We start from the raw sequence: 4,955 nt of genomic DNA, 5'->3' as shown, positions 1-4,955 counted from the left end.
CGATGCCGCTCGCGGCGGCTTCGGCGCGGCTGCGGGTGGGGTGGTCGGTGTGCGGGTCCAGGGCGCGGCCGCCGTGACGACCGGCCCGGTGGCCGCAGCGGGCGAGGTGGCCGTCGAGTCGGGGGCGGGGGCGACGGGCGCTTGTGGTTCGGGGTCCGTTGGACCGGGCTCGTCGGGGACGGGTTCGCCCCGGTCCGACAAGGCGGCTGCGGCGGTGTCGGCGGCCGGGGTCGGGTGGGTCGCGGGGTAGCGCTCGGCGAGGCCCTCGAGGAGTCGGGCGTAGGCGGGGCGTTGGGGCGGTCGGGGTTCGGTGCGGCCGGCTTCCCAGCCCACGACCGTCACGCGGGTGACGCCCAGGGCGTCGGCGACCTGCTGCTGGGTGAAGCCGGCGGCTTTGCGCAGTCGGGTGCGTTCGGCGGGGGGCGGGAGATCGCCTTGGGCCTGCGCCAGCAGAGCGTCCACCGCATCGAAGAGCGAGTCGGACATGTTCCACCTCCTGGCTCGATCCTACCATGAATCAGACTTGTATCCGACTTAGATCGTACTCGGATTTTACATGAATTCGATGTTGCCTTCGTTGGTCTCGTCGATGGCGGTGTGACGGAGCACGCTGGTTTGCGAATGGAGCACCGGGGTCTGCGAGTCCGATTCCATCTACGGCAGCACCGCGTTGACCTGCACATCTATGCCTTGCTGCGCCGGGCCTTTGTGCCCAGAATCGCAAGGTAGCGTGCTCCAACCTCGCAAACTGTGATGCACCAGAACTGTGCTGACCTGGGGTTTCTTCGCGCGGACTCGCGAACTAACGTGCTCCGTCACAGGCGGCTTACTTGCGGCGACGCCGGTGGCGGGAGTCCGGGGCGCAGCCGACGGCGTCGCAGACGAGTTCGAGTTGGAGCGCGGAGAGCGCGTCGGCGTCCCACGGCTCCAGCGGCGGGACCAGGAGCACGACGTCGTCCCGCTCGGACGTCAGGCGGACCTGGTGTTCCCGTTCGTCGATCAGGCGCAGGGTGATGCCGGTGAGGGCGAAGGTGTCGCGGTGGTGCCGATGGCGTGTTCGGCGGCGTCGTGGCGGGCGGCGTCGATGTGTTGGGGGATGCGTCGGCCCTGCATGGGGCAGCTCGCGCAGTGCCAGACGATGCCGATGTCGAGTTGCTTCGCGGCCAGGAGCTCGGCGAGCGGGCCGTCGCCGTCGGTGGTGGTCATGCCGGCGTCAACGAGGGCGCGCCGCGCGGTGACATGGGCCTGGTGGTGCGGTGCGCATCGCCGGCGCACTCGATACCGCACCGACCTCGGGTAATCCGGTGCACGGGGGTCTCGTGCGCGGTGCGTGATCGCTTGGCCCCTTGTCCTGGGTCCGTTCGCACACGGGGTGTGACGGGCCGGCCCCTTGTCCTGCGTCGGTGCGTGCACGTCGCGGCACCGTCGGAGGTGCGCGTACCGGATGCGCGCACCGGGCGTCCCGAGGAGGCGCACCGCACCGAACCCGCGGTGCGGTGCGCGGAAGTGCGGCGGCCGCTGTGTGGAGTTCGATGCCGTGAGCGAGACTCGGTCGTTCGGCAGGGCATCTTTTCGTGACCCGAACCGGCCTCGTGGGATCGCCGTCCCGCACGCTGCTCGGAATTCCGGCGCGTGCATGAATTCGTTCCCTGTCGATTCTCTGGGAATAAACGCCGATAATCTTGGTCTTCGAATTCCGGTAGTCGTGTTTCGCCGGGCGGATCTCGCTCATCGCCTCGGGTGCTCCGTGGGCTTGCCGGCGGACTCGGCGGGCTCGGGCGATCCCGGGCCGGTCGCCCGGATCGGCGGTTGACTGGTGAGCTCGCATGTTGAGGTGTCGCGTATTCCCGGATGGGCATGGGCTCTTGTCACTCTGGGTCAGGTCGCCGAGCGGCGGGCGTGCCCGCCTAGGTGATGCGCCGATTGCCGGGGTCGAGGTCGGCCTGGGAAAGACATTGGATGACGCCGCCGCTGGCGGAACGGTGACCGCAGGACGACGACCTGGCTCTCCTGCTGCTTGCCAGCGGCGGCGTCTCTGGTCGCGATGATGTCCTCGCGGGTGACCTCCCGCAGGTGGTCGTAGCGGCCGGACCACTCCAGCAGCACCGGCTGGATCTCGGCGCGAGATCGGCGCCGGGGCCTGGATCCGCTCCTCGTCGTAGTCGAGCGCGGCGGACCTGGCCGGCTTCCTCGCTGAACAAATGATCCGGTGTGGTGTCGCCAACGGTGGTCGCTGCTGATCGTCGGCGCGTTGTCCGGGACCCAAACGAGTGGTCGCGAGACCCTCTGACCGTTGAACGGCACCTGATCCATCCGCATGCGATCTCATGATGCCGGGCGGGCGCCTTCCGAGTGTCCGTGACAAGTTGCTCGCAAGGAGCCCAGGAACGATGGAAGTCAGCAAGCGGTTCGACGTCCTCGCGCTCGACTACGAAATGGCCCGCGAAGACGAGCGGACGTTCTTCAACATCCAGGTCGCCGTCGCGGCGCTCACGGTGGCACTGCTGGCCGGGCTCGCCGCGTTCCTGAGCGACACCTGTCAGCTGGGTCAGGCGAAGGATTGTAAAACGCCCCCATCGGCCCTGCTCGCTGCGGCTCCCTCTATCCCCCTCGCCGCACTTGCCCTGATGCAAATCCTCGGCGCTTCCGCAGCCCTGCGCAGCTACTACATGAGGGCCCTGGAGAAGGAGCTCAGACAGTACGCGATGACGCCGCTGCCCGAGCTCGGACCGGTCGCCGAGATTCGATCGCCTTCCTACGCGGGGCTGTTGGCCGAACTGACGACCTTGAGAAGAGGGAGGAGCGGGTACCGGGTCCTCGCGATTCTGATCATGCTCATCACGTTCTTCGCCTTCGCGAGCGGGACCGTGTACATCGCTCTCAAGCTCGATGAGCGCTATCGCTTCTCCATGCTGATCGTGTACGGCATCGCCTTCGGGTTCCTGGTTTTCGAAGTCGCCTCCATCACTCTCGGCGCGCGGAGCATGTTCATCCGCATCGCCCGCCGTTTTGCGCGCCAGCAAAACTACGGGCTCTTCCAGGGGGCTTCCCTGAAAGCAGACGGCGGCCGGAGCCTCGCTGCGTACCTGCTGGTGCCGCGTCCCGAGGACTGGGCGAAGTGGCTGTTCATCCCACTGGCCTTCGTCACCACGTCCTGGGGACGGGGGCGCGACTTCTACTGGGAGAACATGTTTCTCGCCGTGCTGGTCGCCGAGTTCCTCGTCTACTCGGCTCGGTACCAATGGAACGACATCCGCGGTCTGCAGCACGACAGCAGCCATCCGTTGAGCGCCGATCGCCTGCGGCTTCCCCGGGTCGAATCACGCAAGCACGCGCGGTTCGTCGTGTACTCCAGCCTCACCGTCGCAGTGCTTCGACTCCTGGCAGCCCTGCTGGTCGGCCTTGCGCTGGGACGCACCGTAAATGTTCTGATTCTCATGGCGGTGGTCTTCGGCTTCGCCGTTGGGTACGAAGCCCTCCGCAGTTGCGAAGACGGCCATCCTGCAGCCGCACTGTCCCTTTGGTTCATCGTTGGTGTGGGCTACGCCATTCGCTTCCTGGTAGGGGCCTTCGCCGCATCGGAGCCGCCGTACAGTCCGTATTCCGTTGTCGCTTCGTTCTACTTCTACTGTTTCGGCGTCATGTTCGTCCTGATGACCTGGCTGCTCGAGGGAACCAGCTTCTGTCGCGTGACGTCCGACGACAGCTGGTACATCCCGCAGGGGGCGCTCCACGGAAAGACTCATGTGCGACTTCTCCTCTCGTACCTCAAGTCGCCCCACGTGGACCACCTGTCCCTATTGCAATTTCCAGGCACGGCACCGGGCATGGTCTGCGGTGAGCAACGGGTTCTGGAGGACAGCCGGAATCTGAGAACACTCCTGACGCCGTGGAACATCGCCTTTCTCGGCGCGGTGGCCATGTCGGTGCCCAGCGGAGTGCTGTTGGTGGGTGGACGGCTTGAACCGCTACCGACCGCGGCCGGCGCGCTGCTCGGACTTGCTGCATGTTGGGTGGTGATGGTCGCGTCTCCCGCGCTGCAAGTGACTGTCACTGTGAGTGGAGCCGCCGCATTGGCTCTGGTCCTCACCCGTGGTCTGGACATCCGGTCGGCAGATGTTCTCGTGGTGGCTCCATGGCTGCTCTCCACCGCCACGTACATCACCTTCAGACATCAGTCGTACGTCGAGCTGAAGGGCTTCGCGAAAGGTATCGTCGGAGCGCTGAAATCGAAGCTTCTGCGCATCGTTGAGAAGATCATCGGCGAGGACACCTGGCGGAGGATCAAATGACCTCCGCCTCTTCGTGCCCCAGGGGCCGGAGTGGTCGCCGTGAGTGGTCGCCAGGCGCGTACCGGCTCCACGGGGCGCCGACTTCGGTGTTTACGTAGGTGGTGGTGGCCTGGGTGTAGCCGAGGGCCTTGGCGACGACCGGGGGCGGGGCGTCGGACGTCCTGGTCATTGACACCGGTCAGGCACCGTGAAGCAACTCCTCGCGGAGCAAACCTTCCCACCCCACCAGTGCCGCTTCGGATCGTGCTCGCCGGCCCGACCGAACGTGGGCATGTGAGACGTGAGCCTCGCCCGGTGGCACACGACCCGGGCGCGAACAGTGGTCCTGCGGGACGGCACGAACCGCCTGGGGGGATCGGGGGGCGGCGGAACGCCCCCCGATGGCGCGCCCCGCGTGCCATGGCGCCGGCAGGCGATACGGAACCGCGGCCGCCGCAGGCGCTGGTGAGCATCGACAGGACAGTCGCCGAGGACGCGGACCGGCCCACTCGATGAGTGTCGTTGGCGTTTCCGCGGACATGGGTCGTGGGCCGAACCCCGGCGTCACGTCGCGCCCTGGTCGGCTTCTTTACTGAGCTTTGCGGATTGGGTTGTTGTTGGTTTGTCATGTCAGGTCGGTTGCTGCGAGGAAGCCGTTGAGGAGCGCGGGGTGGCGTTGGATGT

At 66.7% G+C, this 4,955-nt stretch carries 4 protein-coding genes; 1 reads left to right on the top strand and 3 read right to left on the bottom strand.

The window, feature by feature from the left end; genetic code table 11:
- From ABZS54_RS42165 to ABZS54_RS42155, 3 genes are all read right to left on the bottom strand, one after another.
- Positions 1 to 486: helix-turn-helix domain-containing protein (locus ABZS54_RS42165; protein ID WP_355548515.1), on the bottom strand; the 486-nt coding region annotated here is incomplete at its 3' end.
- A 340-nt stretch (positions 487 to 826) separates the two neighbouring features.
- Positions 827 to 949 carry a hypothetical protein gene (locus ABZS54_RS42160; protein WP_355548512.1) on the bottom strand — a complete coding sequence of 41 codons (123 nt, stop codon included), beginning with the start codon at positions 947 to 949 and terminating at the stop codon, positions 827 to 829.
- 50 nt (positions 950 to 999) lie between these two features.
- The gene (locus tag ABZS54_RS42155) at positions 1,000 to 1,206 is read right to left on the bottom strand and encodes a hypothetical protein (RefSeq protein ID WP_355548509.1); all 207 of its coding nucleotides are present in this window, start codon (positions 1,204 to 1,206) and stop codon (positions 1,000 to 1,002) included.
- Positions 1,207 to 2,390: 1,184 nt separating this feature from the next.
- On the opposite strand from ABZS54_RS42155, the gene ABZS54_RS42150 reads away from it, so the two are divergent.
- Positions 2,391 to 4,292, top strand: a complete 1,902-nt coding sequence (locus ABZS54_RS42150; RefSeq protein ID WP_355548506.1) for a hypothetical protein — start codon at positions 2,391 to 2,393, stop codon at positions 4,290 to 4,292.
- Positions 4,293 to 4,955: the final 663 nt, after the last annotated feature.

The sequence above is a fragment of the Embleya sp. NPDC005575 genome (assembly GCF_040605455.1).
Taxonomy (GTDB): Bacteria; Actinomycetota; Actinomycetes; order Streptomycetales; family Streptomycetaceae; genus Embleya.
Note: the sequence above shows the minus strand (reverse complement) of the source record. Positions and strands in the feature narration are given on the sequence as shown.

Bases quoted from the DNA above. Each gene is read 5' to 3' on its own strand.
- ABZS54_RS42155 (WP_355548509.1), bottom strand. From the start codon at position 1,206: ATGACCACCACCGACGGCGACGGCCCGCTCGCCGAGCTCCTGGCCGCG.
- ABZS54_RS42150 (WP_355548506.1), top strand. From the start codon at position 2,391: ATGGAAGTCAGCAAGCGGTTCGACGTCCTCGCGCTCGACTACGAAATG.